Origin of the sequence: Bacteroides sp. An269, from assembly GCF_002159755.1 — a bacterium.
GTDB classification, from domain to species: Bacteria; Bacteroidota; Bacteroidia; order Bacteroidales; family Bacteroidaceae; genus Phocaeicola; species Phocaeicola intestinalis.
In genome coordinates, this window is the sequence record NZ_NFJG01000019.1 from 1 (window position 1) to 24,579 (window position 24,579).

Below are 24,579 nucleotides of genomic sequence, written 5' to 3' on the forward strand. Positions count from 1 at the left end.
AGTACATACTGACAATAAAGGAAAAATATTAGATATTACTTGTGAAAGTTAAATATGCGACTAACAAGCACCTATGCCACCTAACGGCGGCAAGCTGCATCCCATTATCTGCTTATAGCCTAAAAAAGAATGTATTAGAATGAAAATCGTACTGACAATATTGATAGGTATGTTTCTCTTTTCTGCCCCTTTTGTATCTTCGCATATTGAGACAAATAACTATCTGCATTTAAGCATCGTTTGTGGCTCAAACAAGAATGGTTATATTGATATTGACAGAGGTAATCAAAAGGTAAAATATTATTTCCCTTATAGATTTGGTAAAGGCGGTAAGGGAATGACAGACTTAAGTAATGTAGTGTTTAGCTACAGGAAAGAAACTTTAATAATGGTCTATAAAACAACCTCAGAAACTATTTCCAAGATTAGATGTAATAGAGATGAATTTGAGGTAATTAATTCATTTTTGAAAACTATAAATAAGCAGATAATAGACAGCAAACCGACTGAATAAGCGGAACGCTGCCAAACATTAATCGCTTGAAAGAATAAAAAAGACGAAATATGAAAAAGAACATTACTTACTTCGGAGAAGTAGAAATCAACTCTTCCCAAGAATATAATGAGGGACAAATAGTTATTGACAATCGTCAGATAAAATTAGATCTGAATTTCTATGATGGTATGCCTGAATATGACTGGGTTGCAGAATATGAAAACTATATCAAGGACTTGGAACAACATAAAGCCGATGTGGAAGCAGCCATTCGTGCCGATTACGAAGATGGAGGTGATGTTAAGGAATATGTCGATTTTCATCTTGAAGAATTGGACGCTTCTATAATTGATAAAGTTTTAGTAGGTACAGATGCCTCTAAGTCCAAAGAAGAAAGGTTATTGACTGCATTAAAATTGAAACGCATCGGTTTCTATCCCGGCAACGAAAACTATGCTGTATGGGATTATACCATAGGACGTGAGATTGCCGATATGGTGGTGGTTATCAACACTGACAAAACGGGCAAAATCAATTATGTTACATGGGAGAGTTGAAATGCGATTAACAAGCGGATGAATCTCCCGAAAGGTCGATTATTCGCCGGACATTATTCTTCAAAAGAATTGGATATGAATAAAGGAAATACCATAGAAGATTTTTTTTGTAAGCAATTCATTAATTCTGGTTATCAAGACCGTTTCTTTTTTGAACTGTCATCAAACAAAAAAAGAGTAAAAGCTATTAGTCGAATTTGTCATAATATGATGGATATTATAAATGAGAATAAGATTGTCGAGGTCTATAATTCTACGGATTTAATCCATTTGACAGATAGACTTCGTGAATTATCTAAAGAGAAAGAAGGATATTGCATCGGTTTTTTTGAGCTGGATCAAAAATGGGCGGATATATCAGAGGCTATAAATGCAGGAATACAGTCAAATTTTGGCTTTGCCATAATATTGTCTGATGGAATTGCTTGTATATGTGAAGAAACCGGTATAACCAATAGAAGAGCTGTAATATTACACTCCATATCCAAATTGAAAGAATAACAAGCGGCTAAACCTCCCCTTAAAGGTCGGTTAGCCACCAAACATTAGCTACAGAGGAAGAATATATGAAAAGATGGAGTAAATTGCAAAAGGAATTATATCTGATCATTGATCCAGAGATTGATTTCCAGATACATTGTGCTGTATATCCTATGAGGAGCGACAGGGCAACAAGTCCATGCCCTCGATATTGGATAACCATAGGAAAAGAAATCATATTTGATTATCCAAAAGATTTTGTTGATAAGGATGGTCATGTATCCCATCATCATGCACATATACCTCAAACTGCCGAATACCCATATTATTGTGATATATCTTTTATTTCAAACTTAATACGGGAATACATAGATACCCCAGTTTCAGATATATTAACTCGCAGATTTGAAGATGATTATTGGGGATTGACCGATATATTTCGGGCTTCAGACAAACGTATAGGAAAACGGAGATTGGAAATATTGCGAAACAGTATTAAAAATCAAGCAGCTCAAAAAATATTAGAATTAAGAATAATCAAATATCAGCTAACAAGCGGTTCAACCTTCCCTGAAAGGTCGGTTAGCCACTAAACATAACGGCCAAGCAAGTAAAATGAATGTTTGGAAATATACCTATATAAAGTTTTATCAATTCCGGCGGGAGACACTTGCAGGAGATTATACGGCAATGTTGTTTGTTGTAGAGCTTGACTTTTGCGTATATTCGGGGATTGTATTTTTGATAGATGGATTAACAGGTTATAATTTAATTCCTTGCTACGGGCTTTTGTATGTACTTATTTTACTTGGTGGAGGTTTTATTCTTTGGATGATTCGTAACCATACCTTGCGTAAAAAGGGAGCTTTTGAGCGTATAAAAAAAGAGGTTGAGGAAGAACCCAGAAAGTTTTTGTGGGGAACACTCTCGTTGCTGTTTGTTTTATTTACGCTTGCATTTGTAGCATCGTCAATGTATTTGTGGTCTCAAAAAATGATACCGGTCTTATTTGCAGTTAAACAATTATGAACGTATGGAAGTATATTTATATTAAGTTTCATAAATTTCGTCGATGGGGGTTGGGTAAAACACTCGGAGAAGGTTATGCTGCAATGTTGTTTGTGGCCTCCTTTGATGTGCTTTTGTATTTTGGGATATTAATACTTATCGATAAATCTGTGGATAAAGTATTATCAAAAGAATACGAACCATTGTATTTCGCATTTTATATGTTAGGGATGTTAACCATTGAACGGCTTCGCAACCGTACCATGTGTAAAAACGGGGCCTTTGAGCGTATAAAGGAGGAAGTTGAAAATGAACCTCAAAAGCTGAAATGGAGTATTTTGTCCATTCTATATATGATTTTTGTGGTCTTTTTTTTCTTATTTTGCTGTTATATCGGGAAATACGGGTTATGACCTGCTATTTTGCGAAAGGAAATAAGATAAACGGAAAACCTTATGAGGAAACAGGGATATACAGAGCAAGAACGAAAGCGACGTTATTATTTCTTCGACTATCTGTTCTGGTTGGGAGAAATAACATGGGAGAATTATCACAAGGTCAATTTCAAACAGCCCAGAGGAAGTGATATGCTGTGGGCCTGTATTGTGCTTTTTATATTCATACCGCTTCTGGCCATAGCCGGTCTTTTCCTTCATGACTTGGCATACGAGGTGTTTGGAGTCATTCTTGTAATCGTGTTTTCCGTTTCTGTCATCATGACAGACCGCTTGTTCGGCAAAATATACCCGCCTTACCGGCGGAAAGCGGTCATGCAGCATTATGCGGGCTGTAAGTTCAGTCCTTTCCGACGTAACCTGTTCTTTTTCTCTCTCTATTTACTGGGTATTCCCGCAATGGTTTTATTAGTAACCGCACTGAAATGGATAAATGAAATACTCAAATGACAGAAGGAAAGAACATATTCAGCCGATTTTTCCGCATGTTGGTGATGCTGCATAAAATTCCTTATGCGCATTTCACGGAATGGAACAATAAGAGGAAGCACAAGGCGTTAGCTGCCGGAGTATATTGCCTGAGCATCATCCCGGAATATGTCCTGTTGGCCGGCACATTCCTGGCAGCAAGGGGACAAGACGGGTACGTGCATCTGGTAAACGTGCCGCAAAAGATTATCGTCTATGGTCTGGTGGGCCTGGCGGTGCTGCTGTCGGCCATCCCTCTGGGATTTTTTGACGATAAGAAGATATGCAAGGAAGTCCGTCAGGAACTTCGTAAGCGTCCCCGTTACTGGAAACGGGCGTTAGCGGTCTATTGGGCGGTTATCGTAGCAATAGTGGTAGTTGTGAACATGGCGTTTCCCATGGCCTCGGAGAATACAGTTCCTGCGGAGAAAGAGCTGGTCGAAGTACCACAAAGTTACAGGGATTATCTTTCACTGCATTTCAAGATAGGAGCCCGTCAGGAAGCACCCAATGAAGCCTTGCAGCGTCAGATCGACCAAGACGAACGCACGACCCGATACGGGCAACCGGTCTATGCGATGCAGGTACGGGCAACAAAGGGGGATATGGACGGAGGGTTCCGTGCAAGGTTGTTGAACCATGCCACCATTGATGAAATCAGGGACGGCACACGGAAGTTTGCCGAATGCACATGGGGCAAGGGATATACGTCTGACAGCATAAGGATACTACTGACGGTATGGTATGAAATGAAGAAAGTTGAACTTTGTCCAGTGGACAGTCTGGAATGGACTGAAGATACGAGGTTCTAAGTACAGATTTATCTTGATTTCTTCCACATTATTGCATGACAATCAATCGATTTCGTTACTTTTGTCCTATATGAATGGAATGTTTCTGAAATACATATATTTGGTATTACTGAATGGAATATGGAGAAAAGAAGGCATAAATATAATCAGGAAAGGAAGGAAGCATACAAGCAAAAGCCCTTCATCAAACCTCCCCGAATTTCATTCTGGGACAATATCTTCTATTGGTCATGGTATTCGACCAAACATGGCCTGCCGCACCGTACCTTTGCGACTGTTACTGTTATGCAGTATGTCTATGTCGTGCTGTTCACGGCTGTCATACTCAACTGTCTTGACAGTCAGACTGCATGGCATCTGTATATTCTCCACAAGTCAAAGGGGATATTGGGCTATATCCTTGTTCCGTTTGTCATATTGATTCTGGTAAACGGACGGATCTACAAGGAAAGCCGCTATGAAAGGTTGAAGGCGGAGTTTGACCGGATGGAAAATTCAGAGAAGAAGAGGCGCAGAACCATATTTTGGATTTTTACAGGTATCACCCTGCTTGCCGGATATGCGGCATACAGGCTGTTCTGCCGTTTCAACATGCAGTTCCTGCTGCCTTGACATTAACAAAAACAGATTATCAAATGAAAACAACCCGCATCATGAACAAGATTATCATTTATCTGAGCGCCGTATTGCTGCTGTGCAGTTGCGGCAGTGCAAGACATTATGCAGCGTTTCAATATGACAACGGAGACGACTATGTAAGTGAAGGACTGTACCGCATAGTGGACCGGAAAGGGCGTATCGGTTACGCAGACGAGACAGGCAAGACCGTCATCCGTCCTCGTTTTGCCTTCGGCTATCCATTCGAGGGTGGCAAGGCGAAAGTCACCGATTCGGGGGAACGGAAAGAGGTGGCAGGCTCCGGCGGCGAGCACTGGTATTGGGAAAGTGATGACTGGTACTACATTGACCATAGCGGAAACAGGATTGAATAGATGTAATCGGGGCATGATATTGTCACACCCCGATAGGATTCACTTTCATGGTGGAGAGGTTCAGGTACAGTCCGTGATACTCGATCATACCGTTGCGGAACATTTTCCACAGGATGTTGCAGCCGAGCTGTGCCAATGTGGAGTTGATGAACAGGTCCTGCTTTTCCAGGGCCTCCGCCAGTGAGCAGCTCGGTCCCGAGTCTTTCTCCTTTACTTTCGCGTATTTGACATATCGTGTGATCACCTTCAGCGATTCTACCGTTTCGTACAGCTTGGATGCCGGTTGTTTGATTTTCTTCGGTACGGTTCCGAGGATGACCTGTCCCGTATCCTGCGTGTTGCCGAAGTCCATCCAGTACAGGGGGGTCTCGTGGCTTCTGTATTCTGAAACCGGCACGGCTTTCAGTATGTTCCACAGATCGAGACGGGACTTTATGTTGTCCGTGCAGGTAATCGTTATGTTGGCCAGATTGTCCCGTCTGGCGTCCTTCAGAGCTGCCGGATAGATGTCCGGTACCGCCTTCCAGTCGTTGCCGAAGAAGTTGTTCATGCGTGTGACAAGACACTGTGCCTTGTTCAGGCCGATGTCCGAGGGGCTGAAGAGCTGCCGCCCGATATTGGCCTCCGTCACGATGTCGGAATCATACACAGTTATGAACAGTCCGGGATGTCCCAGTCCCCTCAGTGCCGTGTCAAGCCTGGCCAGGCAGGTAAGCACCTGCGAGCCTGTTCCTCCCGCTCCGATAAGGTTTACCGTTACCGGATGCTGCGGGTTTATGAGATAGTTGTCGATGTAGTGTACTCTTTTCATTTCAGTATGTCTTTAAGTTTCATGTTGTTCAGTTGCTTCAGTTCGTCGAGGTTGAAGTCCCTGTCCCGTGCCGCCTTTGTCACCAGCACGAGGTTTGATTTTGTCGGGTTCCCGTTCCCTCCCAGGTGGGAGAATTCCGTCAGCCAGAATTTCCTTTCCCAGTACTGCAGCAGCTTCTCATAGGTCAGGTCCTTCGGCAGATCTATCCTGGCGTTTCCCAGACATACGCTGGAACCTGTCACGTTGAAGAATGGCGCGGCATACAGCACGGTATCCGGTCCGGGAACATTTTCCTTGTAGGCATAGATTCTCATTCCGTGTTCTCCGGCCTCATAGATCACTCCCGGCAGGTAATATTCCGCGTTTTCTATTTTGAGCGCGGGGCTGAAGAACATCATCCTCTTGTGCGGAGGGTTGTACCACACGTATCTCTCGCTTCCCTTGCGCGGGTCGCAATACAACAGGTTGTCGGGAATCTTCCCGTATGGAGTGGTGCTGTGTCTTTCCGAGTATCCCTTCACGAGCGTGTTCATGAATTCCAGGGTTACCGGTCTACCTTCCGTCATGTTTCCCCGGTCGTCAATTTCACGGATTTCAAGGAAAAAGTTCCTGTCATTCTCCGAGGCATAGGCAATCAGTGCCGCCTTGGGGTTGAGCGGTGTCTTGATCTTTCTGGTCAGTTCGTTGCTGTCTATCATATGCTTTCAGATTGGTTTATACTGTGATGTTGATGAATTTTTCCGCCCATTTGAAGAAACGTTCCGGATAGTCGTCCATGCGGAACAGTTCCTCCGTTTCCGGAGACAGGTCACAGGTGGTGACCGGAATAATGTCGTATGTCTCCTGGCTGTAGGAGTTGTAATAGTCGGTGAGATATTCCGTTATCATGTCGGTGCAGTCATAGATGACCCGGATCTGCTTGCTGAGGTACATGGGCAAAAAGTCCGGTTCTTCCTCGTAGAAGGGATCGTAGCCGTATTCCATGATGCCGTGTTCAGGTGTAAGGAACTCCAGTCCCTCCTTCATGACAGAGAGCAGTGACTGTTCGTACCCGTTCTTCGGCTTATATCGGTCGATTGCCTTCGGCAGATTCTTGTAATAGGATTTGCGTTCCACCCGGCGTAACAGGGCATGTATCCTGCCTTCCTCATAGGAGTGCAGGAGCCTCCGCCTCTTTTTCCGGTCGGATGCCGTTTCACCTGAGTCATCCTCAGACATCAGTGTCAGGGCATAGTCCATGTCATCCTCGTCCAGTACGGTGTTTATTCCGTTCGCCTGCATCAGGTTGTGGATGAAGGTGACGGATATGCGTCTCAGTTCCGGTCCGAGCCTTTCCATGAACTTCGTCGGGAAGTAATACAACGTGAGTTCTCCCCATTCATGACATTTCCAGAGACGGAACAGGAGTCTTTCTTCGTCCTGCTCAATGTTGACATTCATGTCATTGCCTACAAGGTTACACATATCTTCGTGCAGTCTGGCAATGCTTCCACCGGGCGTTCGTCCCGGTGTATGTACCGCCTCCTTCTTCATGAGGAGTGCATATCTGAAAAAGGAATCACGCAGGTACTCATAGTTTTCCTGCGTGATAAGATTGTGCGGCTTCCCGTCAGTACCGTCCGTGAACAGTTCCGATGGGGATATCGGCAAGAACGTAGCGTTCAGAAAAGAATTACGGCACCGCTGGGTGCCGCAATCCGTTTCTTTCTTTCCGTGCCGTAATGCACCTTCCTTTCTGTTTCCGCAATGATAAGTCTCGCGAGCTGTTCCGCCTGATATCCGTCCAATGGTACACATGATTTCTTCTTTTTTCTGTTGTCCTTTGCCATATTCTTTATCCTTTTGTTCCGATAGTTGTCTTGAACTCATATTCTGTCATGTCCTCCCTGATGACCGGTCCGTGAACGGTAGCCGTCGTCAGTTCCGGGTACATGTTCGAATAGTAGCTCATGACCATGTCCGGCGAGATGTTCGGATCCGGGTCCTGAAGGGTTATATACTCCGTTCCTTTCTTGAATTTGAATGAGCGTGTCATTCCTTTGATTTCGAGTGCCATGTCTTAAACTGTCTGATAAGGTGAATACTTGGGTTCCAGCATGGACTGCGGGAAATCGATGTATTCCTCGTAGTCCTTCTCACTGTATGCGGGGTGTTCCTGATCGGAGAGGTACGGTTGCTGTTCGTCCTCCTGCATGAACCGTTCTTCCTGCCAGTCCTGTATTTCAGGCTGCGGCGGATATTGAGGTTGGGAAGGCTGCTGTCCTCCTGTCCGCTGTACGTATTGCGCGTGCGGCTGTATCTGCGGTCTTGCCTGCGGCTGTGGCGGCTGTTGTTGCGACGGCCATATTCCCGGTTGTTGCGGATGCTGCGTGTATGCCTGTTGTGGTCTCTGCGGTGCGGGCTGAGCCTGTCCCGGCATCGGCTGTGACGGTCTCCGCGTGTATGTCTGCTGCGGTGCCGGCTGTTGCGGACGTTGCGGTTGCGGATTTCTCTGTTCCGGTGCCTGCGTGTATGCCGGCTGCTGGGAGTGTGGCTGTTGCTGCTGTACCGAAGGTTCCGGCTGTGCTTCCTGTTCCATCAGGTCGAAGAGGCTTCCCCGGTTCATTTCCGTGTCGGCCGCCTTTATCTTCTCCTCGATTTCCTTCAACTGGGCGGCATTCGCGTGTGCTTTCGCCTGTGTAAGCACACTGACGGCTTCCCGGTGGTTTCTGGCCGCTGTCAGTTCTTCCGCCTTCTTCATCAGTTTCTCATACTTTTCCCGTTTCTCGCGTTCTTCCTTCGTCTCCTTGGATTTCGCTTCCTTGGCAGCCTTGCTGCTGGCGGCGGCCTTGTCCGCCTGTGCCTCGAACTGTGCCATGTTGGAGATCAGTCCGCACGTTTTCTGTATAGGTCTTGTGACTGCCTGCAGGAATCCCGTATCAAGTTCCTGCGGTGTGCCCGTGACAGTCAGCGGCACGATGTGGTTCTGGGCCTCGTCCTTGAGTCCGTTCGATTTGGGCAATGTGGAAACGGTCAGTTGTCCGTTTGTCTTGCGGATGACGATCGTGAGGTCCACGCTTTCCGTCATCATCTGGTGGATTGCTGTAAAAAACATAATTTCAGATATTAAATGATTAGACGATGTGTTTCAATATTCGCTGAAGAATTCTGCCAGCAGCCTGTTCCTGTCCGGATGTCTGCAAATTTCCAGAACGGGGTTCAGCAGCTTTGAGATGTGAACGGGACCTGTGGTTCCCCTTGGTGGCAGCTTGATTGCCGGTTGCGGGACGTGTACTTTCGGTCTTCTTGTCACGGGCATCCCTATCGGAGCTGGTGACTGTCTTGTGATGATCGCTTGTTGCATATTCTTTAATTTTTAACTGTGAATACCCGGGCTTTGGCAGCCCGTTGAACTACAAGGGCCCAACGGCAAATGCTTCCGGAAAGGCAGGGTTTTCGGGAAAAATACCGGAGCGCAGCGAGGATGATTTTTTCCGAAACCGCTTGCGGCCTGACCTTGCCGTCCGACAAGAAGCGTTTGCCAACTTTGCCCTGTAGTTCTCGGTTTGCCAATGTCTGTGTTTTTAGTCCTTTCCCTTTTCTTCCCGTGTCATTTCCGGTTGTGACGGATACAAAAAGAGCCGCCCGCTCCCGGACAGCTCCCTTATGCTGCAATGATAAATTCCGTGCATGTTCCATATCGTCAGATTTCAGAAGACCAGAAAACTCAGTATGCACAGAATGATGGCCAGTGCCACGAGAAAACAGGCTATACGGTAGAGGAACCTGAAGAGTCCCCTGAAACAGATGATGGCCACGGCGGTCCATACAGGCGATATACCGTGGGAATAGAGCCAGCTGAATATGATGGCTGCTGTTACGGCCAGCGCGAGTGTCCTTGCCCATCTGCTGTCCGCTATCTTTCTGATACGTTCTTTTGTTTTCATAATCTTCATGTGTTTGGCGGGAATGCCATTCCCGGTTTCAGGGGCTTTCTTGCAGTCCGCCTCCACAGGCAAGGTTTTCGGGAAAAATACCGGAGCCTCGGGCGAGGATGATTTTTCCCAGAAACCGTAAGGCCAGACCTTGCCGGTGGAAACGGGCGGGCTGCGACCTTTGCCCCGCGAATCGGGATGGCTTCATCATTTCCTTTTCCTGCCGTTCCCGTTTTTGGGGAACGAGAGTGTCAGGGTAAATCCGGCGTCAAAGGTGACCGAAGCGTCGAAAGCCACGCCCTTCTTTCCCTTGAATCCCTTGATGAGCCGTGTGGAGCCGGAGGAGAAGAGCTGTTCCAGATGCTGGTCCGTCAGTTCCTTGTTCAGGAATCTGCGGTACACGGTCAGTCCGCACCCTTTATTGTCGCAGCGGGCACTCTTCTCCCTGACGATGATGTGTCCGGTCTTGCATTTGGGACAGGTGAACGTGCGGGCGGCTACCGCCGGAAGGCTGAGGTTCAGGATTTCACGGGTAGCCTTGCGGGTGTAGTCCGTGATGGATGCCATGAACGTGTCCGGTCCGAGTGTGTGCCGCTCTATCTGGAGCAGGGTCTTCTCCCAGCTTCCTGTCAGGGAAACATCCGCCACGAGCATGTCCTTCACCGCATCGTAGATATGGAGTCCCTTCTCTGTGGGGAGGATGCTCTTGCCGGAGCGGGCGATATAGTCACGTTTGAACAGTGTGGTGATGATGGCGGCTCTTGTGGCGGGCGTGCCGATACCCAGCTCCTTCACGGCCTCGCGTGCCTGTTCGTCGGCTATCTCCCTGCCGCAGGTCTCCATTGCTGCCAGCAGCGTGGCTTCGGTATAGAGCGGTCTGGGCACGGTCTTCTTCTGGGCCAGTCCGAATCCTGAAACAGGGACCGTGTCCCCTTCGGCAAATACGGCCGTACCCTCGTCGATTTCCGGCTCGTCGTCCTGCCTGTCCTCTTTCCTGCAGAAGATGCCGCGCCATCCCGGACTGACGACAAGGGAGCTTTTCGAGCGGAAATCCATGTTGTCCAGACGGCACTCCATAAGAATCAGTTCCTTCTCGCAGCAGGGCGAGAACGCCTCCAGCATACGTCCAGCTATCAGCGTATAGACGGCCTCCTCCGCTTCGGAAAGCCCTTCGGGTGCGATGCCGGTCGTGATGAGGGCATGGTGGTCCGTCACTTTGCTGTCGTCCACGCTACGGGTGTTGAGACGCGCAAAGTCAAGGATTCCGGCACTTGTGGCGAATGCGGGCATGGCCATTATCCTTTCCAGCAGACCGGGCACACAGGCCATCACGTCGTGCGGGATATACCGGCTTCCCGTTCTCGGGTAGGAAATGAGCTTCTTCTCGTAGAGCGACTGGGCGATGTCCAGCGTCTTTGCCGCGGGCAGGTCGAGGTGCACGTTGCAGTCCTTCTGAAGTGCCGTCAGGTCGTAGAGCAGCGGCGGCTGTTGCAGGGTTTTCCTGCGCTCCACCTTCGTGACCGTCGCCGAAGAATCGGGAGAGAGACTGCGGTAGGCGGTTTCTGCCTTCTGCCTGTCGTCAAAGGTCGCGGGATGGAAGAAGCGGCGGTGTGACGTGCCGCCATTGAGGGTGACATGCAGTTGCCAGTATGGTGTGGATACGAAACTGCGGTTCTCCCTGTAGCGGCTGCATATCATGGCGAGCGTCGGAGTCTGCACCCGTCCGATCGAGTTGTTGGACGAGCCGGAGACGATGGCCAGGGCACGGCTGGCGTTCATGCCCACCAGCCAGTCCGCCTTCGCGCGGCTGTCGGCGGCGGCATACAGGCTGTCGTATTCCGAGCCGTCCTTCAGTTCCTCCAGCCCTTTCCGTATGGCCTCGTCAGTAAGCGAGGAAATCCACAGGCGTCTGAATGGTTTCGTGCAGCCCAGAAAGTCGTATATCCAGCGGAAGATAAGTTCCCCTTCACGACCGGCATCGGTAGCCACGATGATGCTGTCACAGCGGTTGAATACGCTTTCTATGACTTTCAGCTGTTTCGAGGCGGCGATGTCCGTAACCATTCCCCTGTCCGTGCGCATCTGTCGGGAGACCAGGCGGAACGGGTCCGGCAGCATCGGCAGGTCCTCCGCTGCCGTTTTCGTATAACCGTAAGTGTCCGGCATGGCCAGTGACACGAGGTGTCCCAGTGCCCAGGTTACCATATATCCATTACCGGAACAGTAGCCGTCATTTCTTGTATCAGCCCCGACTACACGGGCTATGTCCATGCCTACACTCGGCTTTTCTGCGATGATTGCTATCATATTGGATAAAAATTAAGCCGTTTCCCGTTTTCCATGCGGAAGACAGGAAACGGCGGTAAGACATCGGTTTACTTGATAATTGCTCTCAGATTATTTGTCCAGCGGTGTCACTCCCTGGATTTCCAGCAGCGGGGCCTCGCCCTTACGGACCAGCTGGAGTGTGGCGTCCATCACCACGTCCACGCCGAGGAGCACGAGGCTCAGGGACATCACTTTCGTTTTCTCTCCCCTGAGGAGGGTGTCCATCTCGCCGGAGAGTTCCAGCTCGTCCTTCATGATACCGATACCGGAGAGTTCGTCCCAGTTCACTTCATCAGCCTTGAAAGGCATGTCGTTTCCGTTTTCCTTTTTCATATTTCTTTCTTTTTTTGATTCAACATTCATTTTTCAGTAACCTGCCATCAGGCAATGCTCGCACCTTTTGACTTGCGGTTGCCCTGTTCCTGTCGCTGGCTGTTGGCCACCACGTTTCGCTGTGACGCGTCACGCTTACGGTCGGGATTTTCGTTGTAGAAGTCCAGACGCCCCTGGTTGAAGTTCGCCTTGACGTACTGCGAGATGGTCTTCCCGTCATATCCCTTTATGCCTTCCACCAGCACGGCCTTTCCGCTCTGCAGGTCCGCACGCTGCTGTCTGGTCAGTTCCACGTCCCATACCTTGGTTGGAATCTTGAAATCCTCGCGCTGCTCGAAACCGTCCGGCGTACGGGAGTAGCTCAGGCGTCCCGTTTCCAAATCGGCCTTGATGAAGGAGGAGAATTCCTCTCCCTTGCGGTTCACCATGTCATTGAGGAAAATCACCTTGCCGTCACGGAGTTGCTGCTGTTCCTCCGCCGTAATCTTCACTCCGTTGATTTCGTTGGGGATATAGATTTCGCGTGCGCCTTCCGGAGAGTCCGGGTTGTAGCGGGTGTAGGACGGGCGGCCCGTCGCCTCGTCCAGCTTCACGTAAGAGGAGAATACCTCGCCGTCCTTGCGCTGCATTCCCTCCACGAAGATGGCTTTTCCGGCGTTCAGGTCCTCAATCTGTTTCTGTGTCAGTTCCACGCCCCCGAGTGTCTGGCGGTTGAAGAGCTTGTCGTTCTCGAAAATGAACTCGACACCCCTGCGTTCGGCATTCACCTGGATGAAGGCGTTGAACTCGTTACCGGACTTGGCGATCATGCCCTCGACATAGACCTTCTTGCCTTCACGCAGGTCATTCTGCTCCTGCTCTGTCAGTTCCACGCCCTTGATTTCCCTCGGGATGAAGGCATTCTCCGCTTTCATGGCGACCACCTCGTTGGTCAGCTTGTCAATACTGATGAAGGAAGGGATATATTCCCCGTTGCGTCCTTTCAGTTCCACGACACGTCCCATGTTGCCCGTTTCGAGCAGGTTTCTCTTGTCCTCGTCGGAAAAGATATGTCCGAAATACGGTCGGTCGAGGTCGGGTTTCTGTCGGATACCATGGATGCCGAGCACCACTTCGCCCGCCATGGACTGCTGGAATGACAGACGTGCGTCAGTCCTCAGTACGGCCGAGCCGAAGTTCATGCTGATGGGTACTACCTGGTTGGTCTTGTAGCCACGGAGCATCTGTTCGAGCAGTCCGCGTTCCTGGAGGTATTCACGGGAGATTCCGAAATTCTTGAGCTGTTCCCAGTTGATCATGGACTCGTTGTAACGGTACTGGGGGGACTGGGTCTGCGGCTGGCTGTCAGCTGCGGCAGCCTGCTGCTGGGTTTCATTTTTCTTTGCCATTTCTTCTTGATTTTTTTGGTTGATACTTTGGTTTTCCTTGTTGCGCGGAACAATCTCGTACTGCTTGAGAAATTCCTCTACGGCTTTTGTCTTTTTTCCTGCGGCGATGTCCTCGATGGCCTGCTGTACGGCAGGATCGTCCAGCCTGTCTTCCTTGACGGAGAGGATTCCGAAGCGTGTCGGGTCTTTCAGCTGGCTCCAGAAGTTCTTGATGAAGTTCTCGAAGGCATCTGCATAGCGGTCAATCTTCAGGAAGGAGTTCCGGTTCTGCCTGTCGGCGGCTACCGTGTTGAATTTTCCGTCCTGTCCGATTTGCGACACCGCTTCCAGAATCAGTTCCATCTTGTCGAGGATGAACACGATGTCACTCATCTGCTCGTTTTCGGTGACCTGCGGTTTCGGGGGTTCTTCCCGTGCATTTTTCTTTGCCATAATTTTTGATTTTTAGTGTTGATAACTCATGTTGTCAACGCAAATATATAGGAGAAAAATTGATATATAATTGATTTACAATATGTTAGGATATATATTACACCATGTGTCATCACATTACACCGCAGGCCGGAGAAAACGGAGTGAAAAAACGGGGTAAAACGGCAGGAAAAGGAGAAAAAACGAAAGGCGGCAAAGGAAAGGGAAAAGGCTGGAACAGGCCGGACAGACAAGGGCATGGCGGTACGCACAGCCGCACAGAAGAAAAGGAAAAACTGTAATTATGCAGAGTTGGGAGCGAGCTGCTTTTGTCCCCCTTGATGTGTCCTTTTGTGACAGGAAGCGGAATTCTGTTTACGGGAATAACCGGATGGCGTAATCCATTGGGATGGCATACGGGAGCATGGTTCTCCCGTCGGATTCTTTTTTATTTTGACCTGTATCTATGCGTCGTAGGTCGCTTCGCTTGCTAAGTCCCGGTACTTTCCTCAACTCGGACGGCAATACCGGAGCGTTTTTTCGGGCGGAAAATTACCGCAGGGAATTTTGTGTCCCGAAAACCGGAGGCTTGAACGTGGAGGTATTCGCCCTCCGAGTTAACTTCTCGGAAGGGACTTGTCAAGTGAAGCGTGGCTTATGACCGTATGTTTCTGAATAATGATTGCAGAATTTGATTTTGTGTTCGTTATAAAATTGGGGTATAGATTTTTATGAGTTATTTTTGATAAAACTATTCGGGGCTGTTCTGGAATTTAAGATATTCCAAAACAGCCCCGAAGGAGTCAATATATTGTTTAATTTCTTCTATTTAATCATTATAACAATGATATATATCCACTTGTAACATATTTATTACCTGATATATTCTTTTTAAGTTTACCATTCACCCATATATTAATTTTAATTAGGGTGTTCTGATCTTGACATCTGGCTTCTATAGAGAATCCATCACCTTCTAACTCAAATGTCTTATCATAATTGTTTTTTATAACTATGCCCGTCTCTCCACCATCCTTTGTTCCATAAATTCTAACAGGTTCATCAGAATTAGTTTCTACTTGTACACGGATAGTGCTTAAATCAGGAGTGTCCTTGGAACATGCCTGGCATATAAAAAGACTCAAAAAAACGATTATCAATGCAGATAAGTTTCTACATACAATTCGATTTGTTTTCATTGAACATTATTTTAAGTATTATTAATAATTTAATTCTCTAATATAAGATGATATGCTACAACCTCAATAATAGAGTTATTTTACAATCCATATATAATCATAAGAAAGAGCAGTTGCTTTGCGACTGAATTATATGATGCAAAGATAGTGAATTCCCTCTCAGAAACCATTGGTAATACACGATTATATTCTTGTAATATTGAAAATTAAAATATTGATAATCAGTGGTATTTGAGAAAAATAATTTGTAATTCAAAGTAAAACTATTGTAATGGCAATTTCTCTGAAAGAAAAGCTATGATATTAGCTCCTTCCTGAGCATTTATCTTCTTTCTGACATTGGTTTTATACTTGTGTACGGAGAACACGCTATTCATCCAGATGGCGGCAATTTCATCTGTCTTAAAACCGGACATAAGCATACAGCAGAGTTGAAGTTCTTTTTCATTGAGTGTGGGATATGCCTTTGCCAGTTTGGAATAGAACCCGTCAAAAGAAAGGTCTATATCTTTATAAAACTGTTCCCAATTCATCGTCAGTAGATCATTGCCTTCGATGATATTATGCTTCTCCAAATCCTTTAGAAATTTTGCGCTCTGCACTTGTTGGGTATTTCTTAATACGGCTATCTTTTTGGCTATTTCAAAGTCTCGCATTATAAAACCTTTCACTTCGTCTTTTATGTTCCGCAAATTTTCCAATGAGTCAATTTGTCGTTGCAGGGCAAGAATCTTATAGACTTGTTTCTTTCGTATTCTTATATACACTATTAGCCATATACATACGATTAGAAGGAAGCCTGTTAGAATATATCGGTATGTAGCAATCTGCTTGTTGAACATTCTTTTTTCATGGATACGAGTATAACTCTGTATCGCTTCATCCAACGACTGTCCGCTATTGTAATTAAGAACAGAAGTATAGCCCTCCTTTACTTTATCCAAATAGTGGATTTGTTCTTCCAGGTTATGATTTGTTTTGGCAAATTCGGCACATAATGTATAAAATTCAATTTCTGACAATCTTATCTCATCATCTGTATCACATTCCTTTGCCAGTATTTTGTGCTGCTCTGCTTTTACCAGATCATTTTTTGTATAATAGCAATAGGTCAGAATAGAATGACAGGTAAACAAGTGGCTCATAGATTTCTCTGTGGCTAAAGCGTCATTCAGTTTTTCTATACTGGAATCCAACTGATTCATTTTATACAATACAACTCCCAGTAAGCGCTTTATGTCGTTGTAATAGGTATTATTCTTGCCGACGTTATATTCTAATTCCTCCAAAATTTCATATGATTCGTTGTAGTTTCCCGTATATAACAGATTTTTGGCGAGTTGGATTTTGGTAGAAATACTCATATCCGCAAGTGGCACATCCTTTATACATTGGTTTGCCAATGTGAGATATTTGACAAATTGGAACATATTGAATTGATTGATGTACATGTCTCCTAAATAGCTGTAGAGATAAAACAGCCATTCTTTATCGTCTTCTTGATTGGCAAGATAGATGGCTTCTTCTATAACATGTACTTCATTCGTTAGATCCTTTTCCTTTCTGTACACTCCGGCCAGGAGATATTGGGCTTCTAATTGTTGTTGTACCAGCTTTTCTGTCTTAAAGATGCGAATACTTTTTTGTAATTGTTCTTTTGACGGGTAACAGTCGTTATTCACGTAATTGAGTGTCAGTGCCGACAATATAAAATCAGTCGCCTCTTTTCCGTTCCTGATTTGAGGAAATCCTGTTGTATCGATTTTTGATAAATATAAGTGTGGATCATTTTCGATGAAAAGTATTTTTTCGTCGAAATTATATGTTGATAAATGTTCTTGGTTGCAGGAAAATAGAAAACTTATAGATAAAAGGAACAAGCATATTTTGAATTTCATGTCATAATAAGTCTTTATAATTACGGATTTAGAAAGTCTGTTTATGTTCATTACTATGCAAATATAATGTTTTTCACCGACAATCATCTTGTTGCGCAGCTATTTATATCTTGTGATGATTGTTTTATTTATATGATAGTAAATAGTTTTTTATATTCACCGAATCCGAAACATCCGGCTATGACAAAATCTTCCCCGCTTTTGTCAGCCAGTGACAGCAGGCTGTCCAGAGTATCGCAGTAGAAGAAGATTTCATCGTCCATTTCCGTATCGGAATCCATGTCCAGGGCTATTCTTGTCTCCAGTGCCTCCAAGGTGTCGTTCCAGCGTATGACGCATTCGAGGAAATGCGGTTCACGTCCCTTTTCAGTACGGTACTCCTGATATTTTTCACGGATTTCCTTCTTGATTTCCTCCGGCTTCTTCCAGGAACTGTCGTCCACGATTTCAAGACTCAGACCCTCGATAAGCAGGCACGTGCCTCTGTCATATACCATCAGGGTACGTTTTCCCATGTGGCTTTTTCTCAAGTTTTCCCAATCGGGAATGTCCCACCGTTCGGTAGTCCATACTCCCCGGTAATTTTCGGGGACAGCGAGGTATTCGCTCAGTGTCATTCTTTTCATCTTTCTGTGTATTTATGGTGAAACAAAAAGAACCTTGCAGGTCTTGCAAGGCTCTCCAAATGCGGGATAGCGGTCAAACTCGTTGCAGGCGTCCCAATCCACGCTCATCGTGTATCCTTTCGGGAAATGTGTGCCGATAAATTTTTCAATCATGGCCCGTTCCTCTTCGTTCAGGCTGTCGTCCTCTTCCGTTCCGTATTCCAGGGCATATATGGCCCATTCGGGAATATTGTCCCATTCCGTCTTTTTCATGTGCGCTGCCATAGCATACCGTTTATGCGGCGGAAAGTCTGCCGATTATCTCCTGAAGTTCCTGTTCCCATTTCCCGTCGCCATTGCCGAAGGATGGATAGGTAAGCTGGTACCAGTTGTGGTAGTCGAAGAGTTTCATCCTCAGCGGATAGTAGTCGAATATTTTCCGGCCGTCCCTAAAGATGCGGATATGATTTATACCTACGTTCATGGCCTGTAGTCCGTGTCCGTTTAGAATCTCATGGAATCTTTCCATCGGGGTGAAGTTGCTTCTGCTCATATCTTTCATTTTTTTGAGTTAGACATCTGCGGCTTGTCAAGCCGGTATTTTATTTCTTGCCTGCCTTTCTGTCCCGTGCCGGATAGTGCAAGGCTTTGCGAAAAAATACCGGAGCACTCGTGCGAGGATGATTTTTTCAGCAAACCACGGAGGGCCCCGGCCTTGCACAATCCAGCGGGCACGGGACGACCTTTGCAGGCGGAAATAAAACAGCGGTCTCTGTTGTTCCTCTATTCCCCGTCATTGTTTTCTTCTCCGTCCTGCTGTGGAATAAGGTGTTTCAGCTCCGGATCATTTTTTATTCTTTCCATCTCTTCTTCTATTATCTGCAACACGTCCGCCTTTATCTGCGAGTAGTTTCGGTCAATCTGCTGCTGCATGATATCGTTTCCGTCTGCGTCCCTGAACTCGTTGATGACAGGAATTTTCTTGTAGGCTTTCATCTCTTCCGATACCTTTGCGCTGTCCACGATGATGCGGGCATGGAAAATCTTCTGGTCTATCTCTTCCCCGAAATTGTCTGCCACGCTGCCCACGAACGTACCCTGCGAAAGGTTGGCTATCTTGGAGGCCGGTATCAGGGAATCAAGCTGCGTATTGATGGAAGTCGAAGTGTCCTGACGGTTGATGGATATGGACTGCCGCTGCTGGAGAATCTTGCCGAACCGTTCCGACAGTGATTTTGCCGTTTCTCCGACCACCTGTCCGCTGAAGATATTGCCCACCGTGTTCTGGATAACCTTCGCCTCCTTGTCGCCGTAGTCACGTGCAAGCTGCGAGAAGTCCTGGAAGCCGAGACAGACGGCCACCTTGTTGCTTCGGGCGGTCGCAATCAGGTTGTCGATACCACGGAAATAGATGGTCGGAAGCTCGTCAATGATGATGGAACTTTTCAGTTGTCCTTTCTTGTTCACCAATTTGACGATGCGCGAATTGTACAGGCCGAGAGCCGCCGAATAGATATTCTGCCTGTCCGGATTATTGCCCACGCAGAGGATTTTGGGGTGTTCGGGATTGTTCAGGTCAAGGGTGAAATCGTCTCCCGTCATCACCCAGTAAAGCTGTGGCGAGATCATTCGCGAAAGAGGGATTTTCGCACTTGCTATCTGGCCCTGGAGCTGGTCTTGAGCTCCACCTTGCCATGCGTCCATAAAGGGGGAAAGATAGTTTTCGAGGGACGGATAAGAGGTAAGAATCGTGAAGATATCGGCATACGGCTTGTTAAGAAATTCGATTGCATGAGGGAACGTGCAATACTTTCCGTCCTTGTAAATCCGCAAATACCAGATGATTGCGGCGAGCAGGATAATCGGTGACTCCACGAAAAAATCACCCTGTTTCTGTATCCAGGTCTTGTTCAGGTTGAGCATTATCGTGTAAGCTGACTCATAGGCATCCGATATGTCCGCCATGAATCTTGGATTGATGGGATTGCAGCGGTGGCTGCGTCTGGGGTCGTCGAAATTGATGACGTAGAATTCCGGCTTGACCTTGTAATGTTGTCTGTGCTTGAGCAGATGGTTGTAGGCTATCTCCGAGAGGTCCGGAAACTTGTAGTCATAGATATACATGGCAAATGATTTCTCGATCTGCTGTTTGATGTAGTTGTTTACCACGGCATAGCTCTTTCCCGAGCCGGGTGTTCCCAGTACGATAGAGGCTCTGAACGGGTTCACGATGTTGATCCAGCCGTCCCATTCCTTGCCCTGATAGACAAATTTCGTGGGCAGGTTGACGGAATACTCGTTTTCCATAAGCCTTGTTTCCTGCATGAAACTTTCGTTGGCGGTGTTGAATACGTCTTCCATGAGGTTATGCTTCAGCATACGGCTGATCCATACTCCCGACATGAGCAGGAGAATGTAGCCTGCGGTGAGCGTCAGCGTATATACGGTAGCGTTCACTGTCGTACTGAACGGCAGGTCAAGCATCCACCAGTTCATGAAGAACAGGACGATGCCGCCGAGGAAGGCGGCGTATATTTTCCGCCACGTCATCTTCTGGTTCTTGACACCTTTCGTACCCAGACACGAAAGTCCCAGGAATATGAAGGCGAACACTTTCGTCACAAGCAGGTTGCTGAACAGTCCTGCCGTCCTCTGGAAGTTCAGCAGAATCCTGTCCACGACTCCGATGTTGATGCCCATATCCACGAATGCGCTGTAGCAGAACCAGTAGACATGGATCACAATAAACACGATGGAAATGGCACGCATGAACTCCATGACCTTGGCCAGTCCTCTCAAATCATCTTCTTGTTGCATAACTGTAAAAATTTTGATGGTTGGTAATTGACAATCAGGATATGCCGCGTGAACGGCGTTTCTTCTTTTTCTTACGTTGCAGTCTGCGGGCGAGTGCCTCCTCCTGCGGGTCCGGTCCGTTGATGTCGGGACTGAATATTCCGAAAGCCTGCTCGATGGCGCTTTCCATGTTGTCGGAAAGGCTCTCCCGTGTGGAGGTATATTGTCCGGGGAATTCCGGCTCCGGAAATTCCTGCGGCCTGTTAAAAAGCTGTTCGAAGGCGTTGGCGGAAAACTCCCTGCCCAGACGGGAACCGTTATATACCTCACGATTCCTGTGGTCTATGAAGGTCACGCCGTAGATGCGGCCTTCCTCGTTTTCCCTGAACACCACATCAATGCCCTTTTCCCCGAGCAGCCGGATGAAATCTTCCCGGTTTCCACGGCAGCCGTGCATGGCCAGCGTGACGGCATCATGGATTTTCGGCTGCCACTTCCGGCTTCTGAAATCTCGGACATTGACGGCAATCCTTTTTTCTATCCCTTCGTAGCCGAAGCGCTTGCCGATGAGCGAAGACTTGATGGGCGTACATACCGGCCTGCCCGCATCGTCCGTCAGGGTATATACGATGCCGTTGTAAGGTGAGCCTTCAAATTCTCCCCGAACCTGTCTGGCCTCGATGTTGAAGCATGAGAGCATGGCACTGAACTCCCCGAATGTCTGGAAGCGGTAGGCGGTGAACACGCTTTTGAGGATATTGCCGACCTGACGTTTCACGTCCCCGTCCCGGTAGTCCGCCTTCTTGAGATACGGTTCCAGCAGTTCGTTCCGCTTGTCAGCCACAGGCTTGAGCCCGAATCTGTTTTCCAGTTCCCGGCAGGCTTTCATCGAACGGTTCCATTCATATGCGTCACTGATTTTTTCGCCGTTCTCCTTCACGCAGGTGGAGACAATATGGACATGCCTGCGGTCGATGTCCTCATGCAGATAGACGATGTAGGGCTGGTCGCCGTAGCCCATCTTCTGCATGTACTCGCGTGCCAGTTCCGCGAACTGCCCGTCCGTGAGGCGGTCGTCCACCGATGGGTTCAGGGAGATATGCAGTACCGGCTTCTCCGTGTTCCTGTTGGCGGCGAGGTAGCTCTCGAAAGCCCACAGTGTCTGCTGCATGATATTGTGGGGATTTCCGGTGAGGTCGGTAATCATGCGGTTGCCCGCGATGATACGTGCGGTTGCCTCGTCCACTTTACGCTGGTTGTAGATGACCGCCCCGTAGAGCGATACCCCCCTGTTGATCTTAGCTACCATTCTGCTGTTCCTCCTTCTTTCTTTTTATAAGGTATTCCTCCTCGAACTCCCGGGTAAGCATGATAACCCGCTTGCTCAGCACCACCAGGTCGATGGTGGCCTTCTCCAGATTGCGGAGCAGGGCGAACGCCCGTTTCTCGCCGAAATTGGACTTGACGGCTTTCACAGTCTGGTTGTAGTTGTTGCCGATGGCCTGGAACTGGTGATAGAAATTTGTAAGTCTGATGTAGTAGTCCATCGCAGCCTTGTCGATTCTGACGACCTTCATTTCGTGTCCGAAAATCATTGCCTTGATGAACTTGGAATGCTGTTTCAATCCCGATTTCTGGAACCGGATTTCAAAGTGCCCGTTCTCTTCCGAGTTCAGCCGTACTACATAGCGGTGTACCGCCGGGTCTGCTTTCGGCTTCCGTCCCGCACCTTTTCTTGTCTTTCTTTTACTGTTTTCTTCCATACGCATTGAGATTTTCTGTTCTGTTTCTTCCGTCATGGATTTCCGACTTTGGAGGAAATCCCTCCCGAGCCTTCAGGCGAGCGGCAAGTTTGTTTTGAGTGCCCGAATTTATTTCGGGTGCCTCAAAACACAACTTGCTATGTTCGCTTGAACATGAATTTGCCTGAAGTCAAATTGAGTTTTGATCTTCAGCCTCATTCTTCGGCTTCGGGATAACTCCATCCGGCATCCATTCCGTTGTCGGTGGCAAAGTTACAGCGGTATATCTACCTATAAAACAGTATGTTATATGTAATAGGACGTCATACGATGACAAGGGTCGTCACCGTCTCCGGATGATGGCGATTATTCGGGAAAATCCTTTTTTATTTGCAGTGTGAATGATGGAATTTGTGCAATACTTAACAACTGAATTACTGCAGTACTGACTGTGTGAATGCAGTATTGACTGACAGAACGACTGATTGGCTGGAGTACTGCACATCGGAAGTAGATAATGACTGGCGTACTGATGTTATGCAGTAGTGATGTAAAGCAGTGATGATGTACTGGCGTGATGCTGTAATGACAGATTGCATATATCCAGTCAGCCAGTAAGTATGGAATCTGTTATGTTTAATATAAAAGCAAAAAGCGTATGAAAAAAGAAACAGTTTATGTTGCCCTTTGCAACCAGAAGGGCGGAGTCGGCAAATCGGCCATGACGATTTTGCTTGCCGGGTATTACCATTACCTGAAAGGACTGAATGTTGCGGTTGTTGACTGTGATTACCCACAGTTCAGTCTGGTCCGTATGAAAGAGAGGGATATGCGTACTGTCGAGCACAGCGAATATTTCAAGCAGCTGATGGTATCCCAGTTCGAGCGTATCAAGAAGAAAGCCTACACGATTGTAGGATCGAAGGCGGAGAATGCCCGTCAGACGGCAGACGAACTGGCGGCGGGCGGTGATTATGACCTGATTATCGTGGATCTGCCCGGAACGGTAAATTCCAGAGGGGTTCTCAATACCATTGTCAATATGGATTACGTGCTGACTCCGATTGTTCCGGACCGGATAGTGATGCAGAGCAGTCTGTCATTTTCCACAACCGTCCTGGATTATATCAGGGAAATGAAGGATATTCCGTTGAAAGAGTTCTTCTTTTTCTGGACCAAAAAGGATGCCCGTGCTTCAACGGAAGTATTCGACGCCTATTGTGCCATTATGCACAAGTTGGAATTGAATGTTCTGGATACCATTGTTCCGGAAACCAACCGTTATGAAAAGGAATTGTCACTTCTCAACAAATCCTTTTTCCGCTGTACCCTTTTCCCGCCTCCAACCAAACTGATGAAAGGCAGCGGACTCGCAGAACTTGCAGAGGAACTTTTTGTTAAATTAAAACTGGAATGTCATGGCGAAGAAACAGGTAACGGTAAATGAGGAACTTCTCCGGGGAATTATGGCAGGGGATGTTCCGGTCTATGGCAAGAATGCTCCGAAAGACGTAATCATTGACGAGGAATCTGTAGAAGAAGATATACAGGAAAAGGGGGATGATACCGGCGGTCATGATATGAAAAGTGCCGTAAGACAAAAAAAACGCAAGGATGAATCCGGTTCGTACCGCAGGCAGTTCCTTAAGGGTGGTAATATCCAGTTGAGACAGCAGGCCTATATCAGTCTGGAAAATTACCAGTTCATACGGAGATTCCTGTCCGTTGTGGCCCCGGGAGTCAGTATGTCAAAATATATCGATGATATTCTGACCGCTCATTTGGAGCAGTACCGGGAGGAAATAAACAGTCTTTATAACAATCAGATCAATAATCAACCTTTATACAAAGAATAGTTAGGGAACATATTCATGAAAATGACATTG

The 24,579-nt window shown here is 47.1% G+C and carries 32 protein-coding genes; 13 read left to right on the forward strand and 19 right to left on the reverse strand.

The window, feature by feature from the left end:
* The first annotated feature begins 139 nt into the window (after positions 1–139).
* The 10 genes from B5F71_RS05805 (at position 140) to B5F71_RS05850 (ending at position 5,268) form a co-directional block, all read left to right on the forward strand.
* On the forward strand, positions 140–514 hold the full coding sequence (locus tag B5F71_RS05805; protein ID WP_087208430.1) for a hypothetical protein: 375 nt from the start codon (positions 140–142) through the stop codon (positions 512–514).
* A 50-nt stretch (positions 515–564) separates the two neighbouring features.
* Positions 565–1,053, forward strand: a complete 489-nt coding sequence (locus B5F71_RS05810) for a DUF2004 domain-containing protein (protein ID WP_087208432.1) — start codon at positions 565–567, stop codon at positions 1,051–1,053.
* A gap of 75 nt (positions 1,054–1,128) precedes the next feature.
* The gene (locus B5F71_RS05815) at positions 1,129–1,554 is read left to right on the forward strand and encodes a hypothetical protein (RefSeq protein ID WP_004319192.1); all 426 of its coding nucleotides are present in this window, start codon (positions 1,129–1,131) and stop codon (positions 1,552–1,554) included.
* 65 nt (positions 1,555–1,619) lie between these two features.
* On the forward strand, positions 1,620–2,126 hold the full coding sequence (locus tag B5F71_RS05820; protein ID WP_087208433.1) for a hypothetical protein: 507 nt from the start codon (positions 1,620–1,622) through the stop codon (positions 2,124–2,126).
* A 22-nt stretch (positions 2,127–2,148) separates the two neighbouring features.
* Positions 2,149–2,562, forward strand: coding sequence for a hypothetical protein (locus B5F71_RS05825; protein ID WP_087208435.1), 414 nt, complete (start codon positions 2,149–2,151; stop codon positions 2,560–2,562).
* Positions 2,559–2,954, forward strand: a complete 396-nt coding sequence (locus B5F71_RS05830) for a hypothetical protein (RefSeq protein WP_087208437.1) — start codon at positions 2,559–2,561, stop codon at positions 2,952–2,954. Before B5F71_RS05825 ends, B5F71_RS05830 begins: the two co-directional genes overlap by 4 nt.
* Positions 2,955–2,996: 42 nt before the next feature.
* The gene (locus B5F71_RS05835) at positions 2,997–3,446 is read left to right on the forward strand and encodes a hypothetical protein (protein ID WP_087208439.1); all 450 of its coding nucleotides are present in this window, start codon (positions 2,997–2,999) and stop codon (positions 3,444–3,446) included.
* The gene (locus B5F71_RS05840) at positions 3,443–4,276 is read left to right on the forward strand and encodes a hypothetical protein (protein WP_087208441.1); all 834 of its coding nucleotides are present in this window, start codon (positions 3,443–3,445) and stop codon (positions 4,274–4,276) included. The genes B5F71_RS05835 and B5F71_RS05840 overlap by 4 nt, the downstream gene beginning before the upstream one ends.
* 120 nt (positions 4,277–4,396) lie before the next feature.
* A complete protein-coding gene (locus tag B5F71_RS05845; RefSeq protein WP_087208443.1) occupies positions 4,397–4,888 on the forward strand; it encodes a hypothetical protein in 492 nt (163 codons plus the stop codon).
* Between the two features lie 23 nt (positions 4,889–4,911).
* Positions 4,912–5,268, forward strand: a complete 357-nt coding sequence (locus B5F71_RS05850; RefSeq protein WP_235847334.1) for a WG repeat-containing protein — start codon at positions 4,912–4,914, stop codon at positions 5,266–5,268.
* Between the two features lie 22 nt (positions 5,269–5,290).
* Here the strand turns inward: B5F71_RS05850 and B5F71_RS05855 are convergent, their stop codons facing one another.
* The 11 genes from B5F71_RS05855 to B5F71_RS05905 form a co-directional block, all read right to left on the reverse strand.
* Positions 5,291–6,079, reverse strand: a complete 789-nt coding sequence (locus B5F71_RS05855; protein ID WP_087208445.1) for a PRTRC system ThiF family protein — start codon at positions 6,077–6,079, stop codon at positions 5,291–5,293.
* Positions 6,076–6,777 (reverse strand): prokaryotic E2 ligase family D protein, encoded by a 702-nt coding sequence (locus B5F71_RS05860; RefSeq protein ID WP_032944523.1) that lies wholly within the window; start codon positions 6,775–6,777, stop codon positions 6,076–6,078. Before B5F71_RS05860 ends, B5F71_RS05855 begins: the two co-directional genes overlap by 4 nt.
* A 16-nt stretch (positions 6,778–6,793) precedes the next feature.
* On the reverse strand, positions 6,794–7,876 hold the full coding sequence (locus B5F71_RS05865) for a hypothetical protein (RefSeq protein WP_087208447.1): 1,083 nt from the start codon (positions 7,874–7,876) through the stop codon (positions 6,794–6,796).
* 37 nt (positions 7,877–7,913) lie between these two features.
* Positions 7,914–8,135 carry a PRTRC system protein C gene (locus B5F71_RS05870; protein WP_055300447.1) on the reverse strand — a complete coding sequence of 74 codons (222 nt, stop codon included), beginning with the start codon at positions 8,133–8,135 and terminating at the stop codon, positions 7,914–7,916.
* Positions 8,136–8,138: 3 nt separating this feature from the next.
* A complete protein-coding gene (locus B5F71_RS05875; protein WP_087208449.1) occupies positions 8,139–9,173 on the reverse strand; it encodes a PRTRC system protein E in 1,035 nt (344 codons plus the stop codon).
* A gap of 33 nt (positions 9,174–9,206) precedes the next feature.
* The gene (locus B5F71_RS20965; RefSeq protein WP_057252928.1) at positions 9,207–9,422 is read right to left on the reverse strand and encodes a hypothetical protein; all 216 of its coding nucleotides are present in this window, start codon (positions 9,420–9,422) and stop codon (positions 9,207–9,209) included.
* A 5-nt stretch (positions 9,423–9,427) separates the two neighbouring features.
* A complete protein-coding gene (locus tag B5F71_RS20970) occupies positions 9,428–9,757 on the reverse strand; it encodes a hypothetical protein (RefSeq protein ID WP_234232281.1) in 330 nt (109 codons plus the stop codon).
* An 11-nt stretch (positions 9,758–9,768) separates the two neighbouring features.
* Positions 9,769–10,005 (reverse strand): hypothetical protein, encoded by a 237-nt coding sequence (locus B5F71_RS05890; protein WP_032944600.1) that lies wholly within the window; start codon positions 10,003–10,005, stop codon positions 9,769–9,771.
* Between the two features lie 195 nt (positions 10,006–10,200).
* The gene (locus B5F71_RS05895; RefSeq protein WP_087208451.1) at positions 10,201–12,300 is read right to left on the reverse strand and encodes a type IA DNA topoisomerase; all 2,100 of its coding nucleotides are present in this window, start codon (positions 12,298–12,300) and stop codon (positions 10,201–10,203) included.
* A gap of 90 nt (positions 12,301–12,390) precedes the next feature.
* Positions 12,391–12,654, reverse strand: coding sequence for a DUF4099 domain-containing protein (locus B5F71_RS05900; RefSeq protein WP_087208452.1), 264 nt, complete (start codon positions 12,652–12,654; stop codon positions 12,391–12,393).
* A 47-nt stretch (positions 12,655–12,701) separates the two neighbouring features.
* Entirely contained in the window at positions 12,702–14,474 is a 1,773-nt protein-coding gene (locus tag B5F71_RS05905; RefSeq protein ID WP_087208454.1) for a DUF3945 domain-containing protein, read from the reverse strand.
* A 104-nt stretch (positions 14,475–14,578) separates the two neighbouring features.
* On the opposite strand from B5F71_RS05905, the gene B5F71_RS20155 reads away from it, so the two are divergent.
* A complete protein-coding gene (locus B5F71_RS20155; protein ID WP_158098045.1) occupies positions 14,579–14,755 on the forward strand; it encodes a hypothetical protein in 177 nt (58 codons plus the stop codon).
* A gap of 534 nt (positions 14,756–15,289) precedes the next feature.
* Here the strand turns inward: B5F71_RS20155 and B5F71_RS05915 are convergent.
* The 8 genes from B5F71_RS05915 to mobA form a co-directional block, all read right to left on the reverse strand.
* The gene (locus B5F71_RS05915; protein WP_055300443.1) at positions 15,290–15,652 is read right to left on the reverse strand and encodes a hypothetical protein; all 363 of its coding nucleotides are present in this window, start codon (positions 15,650–15,652) and stop codon (positions 15,290–15,292) included.
* Between the two features lie 263 nt (positions 15,653–15,915).
* Positions 15,916–17,550 carry a LuxR family transcriptional regulator gene (locus B5F71_RS05920; protein WP_087208496.1) on the reverse strand — a complete coding sequence of 545 codons (1,635 nt, stop codon included), beginning with the start codon at positions 17,548–17,550 and terminating at the stop codon, positions 15,916–15,918.
* A gap of 128 nt (positions 17,551–17,678) precedes the next feature.
* Entirely contained in the window at positions 17,679–18,176 is a 498-nt protein-coding gene (locus B5F71_RS05925) for a hypothetical protein (protein ID WP_087208456.1), read from the reverse strand.
* Between the two features lie 12 nt (positions 18,177–18,188).
* Positions 18,189–18,440 carry a hypothetical protein gene (locus B5F71_RS05930; protein ID WP_087208457.1) on the reverse strand — a complete coding sequence of 84 codons (252 nt, stop codon included), beginning with the start codon at positions 18,438–18,440 and terminating at the stop codon, positions 18,189–18,191.
* Between the two features lie 10 nt (positions 18,441–18,450).
* Positions 18,451–18,708 carry a hypothetical protein gene (locus B5F71_RS05935; protein WP_055172787.1) on the reverse strand — a complete coding sequence of 86 codons (258 nt, stop codon included), beginning with the start codon at positions 18,706–18,708 and terminating at the stop codon, positions 18,451–18,453.
* A 230-nt stretch (positions 18,709–18,938) separates the two neighbouring features.
* Positions 18,939–20,972: a conjugal transfer protein MobC gene (gene mobC / locus B5F71_RS05940; RefSeq protein WP_087208459.1), complete on the reverse strand. Its 2,034-nt coding sequence runs from the start codon at positions 20,970–20,972 to the stop codon at positions 18,939–18,941.
* 34 nt (positions 20,973–21,006) lie between these two features.
* A complete protein-coding gene (gene mobB, locus B5F71_RS05945) occupies positions 21,007–22,260 on the reverse strand; it encodes a conjugal transfer protein MobB (RefSeq protein WP_087208461.1) in 1,254 nt (417 codons plus the stop codon).
* Entirely contained in the window at positions 22,250–22,720 is a 471-nt protein-coding gene (mobA, locus tag B5F71_RS05950; protein WP_087208498.1) for a conjugal transfer protein MobA, read from the reverse strand. The genes mobB and mobA overlap by 11 nt, the downstream gene beginning before the upstream one ends.
* Positions 22,721–23,351: 631 nt before the next feature.
* On the opposite strand from mobA, the gene B5F71_RS05955 reads away from it, so the two are divergent.
* Positions 23,352–24,140, forward strand: a complete 789-nt coding sequence (locus B5F71_RS05955) for a ParA family protein (protein ID WP_057281972.1) — start codon at positions 23,352–23,354, stop codon at positions 24,138–24,140.
* A complete protein-coding gene (locus tag B5F71_RS05960) occupies positions 24,112–24,549 on the forward strand; it encodes a DUF3408 domain-containing protein (protein WP_057281971.1) in 438 nt (145 codons plus the stop codon). The genes B5F71_RS05955 and B5F71_RS05960 overlap by 29 nt, the downstream gene beginning before the upstream one ends.
* Positions 24,550–24,579 lie beyond the last annotated feature (30 nt).

What these genes read in the sequence shown, in the direction of transcription:
- B5F71_RS05860 (WP_032944523.1), bottom strand. Translation starts at nt 6,777, where the DNA reads ATGATAGACAGCAACGAACTGACCAGAAAGATCAAGACACCGCTCAAC.
- B5F71_RS05900 (WP_087208452.1), bottom strand. Translation starts at nt 12,654, where the DNA reads ATGAAAAAGGAAAACGGAAACGACATGCCTTTCAAGGCTGATGAAGTG.
- B5F71_RS05865 (WP_087208447.1), bottom strand. Translation starts at nt 7,876, where the DNA reads ATGTGTACCATTGGACGGATATCAGGCGGAACAGCTCGCGAGACTTAT.
- B5F71_RS05915 (WP_055300443.1), bottom strand. Translation starts at nt 15,652, where the DNA reads ATGAAAACAAATCGAATTGTATGTAGAAACTTATCTGCATTGATAATC.
- B5F71_RS20965 (WP_057252928.1), bottom strand. Translation starts at nt 9,422, where the DNA reads ATGCAACAAGCGATCATCACAAGACAGTCACCAGCTCCGATAGGGATG.
- mobB (WP_087208461.1), bottom strand. Translation starts at nt 22,260, where the DNA reads ATGGTAGCTAAGATCAACAGGGGGGTATCGCTCTACGGGGCGGTCATC.
- B5F71_RS05960 (WP_057281971.1), top strand. Translation starts at nt 24,112, where the DNA reads ATGGCGAAGAAACAGGTAACGGTAAATGAGGAACTTCTCCGGGGAATT.
- B5F71_RS05870 (WP_055300447.1), bottom strand. Translation starts at nt 8,135, where the DNA reads ATGGCACTCGAAATCAAAGGAATGACACGCTCATTCAAATTCAAGAAA.
- B5F71_RS05920 (WP_087208496.1), bottom strand. Translation starts at nt 17,550, where the DNA reads ATGAAATTCAAAATATGCTTGTTCCTTTTATCTATAAGTTTTCTATTT.
- B5F71_RS05840 (WP_087208441.1), top strand. Translation starts at nt 3,443, where the DNA reads ATGACAGAAGGAAAGAACATATTCAGCCGATTTTTCCGCATGTTGGTG.
- B5F71_RS05895 (WP_087208451.1), bottom strand. Translation starts at nt 12,300, where the DNA reads ATGATAGCAATCATCGCAGAAAAGCCGAGTGTAGGCATGGACATAGCC.
- mobA (WP_087208498.1), bottom strand. Translation starts at nt 22,720, where the DNA reads ATGCGTATGGAAGAAAACAGTAAAAGAAAGACAAGAAAAGGTGCGGGA.
- B5F71_RS05830 (WP_087208437.1), top strand. Translation starts at nt 2,559, where the DNA reads ATGAACGTATGGAAGTATATTTATATTAAGTTTCATAAATTTCGTCGA.
- B5F71_RS20155 (WP_158098045.1), top strand. Translation starts at nt 14,579, where the DNA reads ATGTGTCATCACATTACACCGCAGGCCGGAGAAAACGGAGTGAAAAAA.
- B5F71_RS05850 (WP_235847334.1), top strand. Translation starts at nt 4,912, where the DNA reads ATGAAAACAACCCGCATCATGAACAAGATTATCATTTATCTGAGCGCC.
- B5F71_RS05875 (WP_087208449.1), bottom strand. Translation starts at nt 9,173, where the DNA reads ATGTTTTTTACAGCAATCCACCAGATGATGACGGAAAGCGTGGACCTC.
- B5F71_RS20970 (WP_234232281.1), bottom strand. Translation starts at nt 9,757, where the DNA reads ATGGAACATGCACGGAATTTATCATTGCAGCATAAGGGAGCTGTCCGG.
- B5F71_RS05855 (WP_087208445.1), bottom strand. Translation starts at nt 6,079, where the DNA reads ATGAAAAGAGTACACTACATCGACAACTATCTCATAAACCCGCAGCAT.
- B5F71_RS05890 (WP_032944600.1), bottom strand. Translation starts at nt 10,005, where the DNA reads ATGAAAACAAAAGAACGTATCAGAAAGATAGCGGACAGCAGATGGGCA.
- B5F71_RS05820 (WP_087208433.1), top strand. Translation starts at nt 1,620, where the DNA reads ATGAAAAGATGGAGTAAATTGCAAAAGGAATTATATCTGATCATTGAT.
- B5F71_RS05930 (WP_087208457.1), bottom strand. Translation starts at nt 18,440, where the DNA reads ATGGCAGCGCACATGAAAAAGACGGAATGGGACAATATTCCCGAATGG.
- mobC (WP_087208459.1), bottom strand. Translation starts at nt 20,972, where the DNA reads ATGCAACAAGAAGATGATTTGAGAGGACTGGCCAAGGTCATGGAGTTC.
- B5F71_RS05810 (WP_087208432.1), top strand. Translation starts at nt 565, where the DNA reads ATGAAAAAGAACATTACTTACTTCGGAGAAGTAGAAATCAACTCTTCC.
- B5F71_RS05935 (WP_055172787.1), bottom strand. Translation starts at nt 18,708, where the DNA reads ATGAGCAGAAGCAACTTCACCCCGATGGAAAGATTCCATGAGATTCTA.
- B5F71_RS05955 (WP_057281972.1), top strand. Translation starts at nt 23,352, where the DNA reads ATGAAAAAAGAAACAGTTTATGTTGCCCTTTGCAACCAGAAGGGCGGA.
- B5F71_RS05905 (WP_087208454.1), bottom strand. Translation starts at nt 14,474, where the DNA reads ATGGCAAAGAAAAATGCACGGGAAGAACCCCCGAAACCGCAGGTCACC.
- B5F71_RS05825 (WP_087208435.1), top strand. Translation starts at nt 2,149, where the DNA reads ATGAATGTTTGGAAATATACCTATATAAAGTTTTATCAATTCCGGCGG.
- B5F71_RS05815 (WP_004319192.1), top strand. Translation starts at nt 1,129, where the DNA reads ATGAATAAAGGAAATACCATAGAAGATTTTTTTTGTAAGCAATTCATT.
- B5F71_RS05835 (WP_087208439.1), top strand. Translation starts at nt 2,997, where the DNA reads ATGAGGAAACAGGGATATACAGAGCAAGAACGAAAGCGACGTTATTAT.
- B5F71_RS05805 (WP_087208430.1), top strand. Translation starts at nt 140, where the DNA reads ATGAAAATCGTACTGACAATATTGATAGGTATGTTTCTCTTTTCTGCC.
- B5F71_RS05925 (WP_087208456.1), bottom strand. Translation starts at nt 18,176, where the DNA reads ATGAAAAGAATGACACTGAGCGAATACCTCGCTGTCCCCGAAAATTAC.
- B5F71_RS05845 (WP_087208443.1), top strand. Translation starts at nt 4,397, where the DNA reads ATGGAGAAAAGAAGGCATAAATATAATCAGGAAAGGAAGGAAGCATAC.